Here is an 869-nt window from a genome sequence, read left to right as displayed (position 1 = left end):
TCCCAGATGCCCAACTGTTGAGCACCATCGGCCACCAACTTGGTATGCTCAAGCTAGAGAAAAAAGTTTGGCCAAGCTTTGGCAATAGCCTCGATATGGGGCTGATTGGCGAATCTATCCCGATGAAGCGCTTACGCGATCAAGTTAAGCGAATTGGTCCTACGGACGTGAGTATTCTGATCTCTGGCGAGAGCGGTACTGGTAAAGAAGCGGTTGCTCGTGCAATTCACAAAGTATCTTCCCGTTCTCATAAGCCCTTTATGTCGATTAACTGCCGCGCTTTGAATGAGCAACGTTTCCAAGCGGAAGTCTTTGGTATTGCTGCGGATGCTGAGATGGGCCCAAGTCTGTTGGAACAAGCAGATGGCGGTACTGTGTTGTTTAATGACATTCTGACCATTTCGAAGGACCAGCAAATGAACCTGTTAAGGTTTTTGCAAGAGGGCACGATTGAAACGCGCGAAGGTGTGAAGAATGTGAATGTGCGTATTCTTGCTGCTAACTCGTCAGACGTAGAAAAAGCCTTGATTGATGGCGACTTCAACGAAGAGTTGTACCATTACATCAATGTACTTCGTATCAACGTACCAAGCTTGAAAGAGCGCGCGAGTGACATTGCACTACTAGCTCGCTTCTATCTGCAAGAGTTCTCTAAAGAGTACAACTCTCAAGCAAAAAGTTTCTCAGAGGACGCTTTGAAAGCTCTGACTCGTTACTTCTGGCCTGGTAATGTTCGCGAGTTGATGAACCAAGTTAAGCGTGCGGTGTTGATGTCTGATAGCGTGATGATTGAAGAGCATCATCTCGATTTGCCGCCACGTAATGATTCAAAACGCAGTTTGAAATCAATTCGCGAAAAGAGTGAGCGT

Annotated in this window: 1 protein-coding gene; it reads left to right on the top strand. The window is 46.5% G+C overall.

The window, feature by feature from the left end:
* Positions 1-869, top strand: an 869-nt coding sequence (locus R7093_RS24580; RefSeq protein WP_318146933.1) for a sigma-54-dependent transcriptional regulator, incomplete at both ends; no start/stop codon positions are given.

The organism is Vibrio sp. 1580, assembly GCF_033340055.1.
This window is presented reverse-complemented; position numbering and strand designations above follow the sequence as displayed.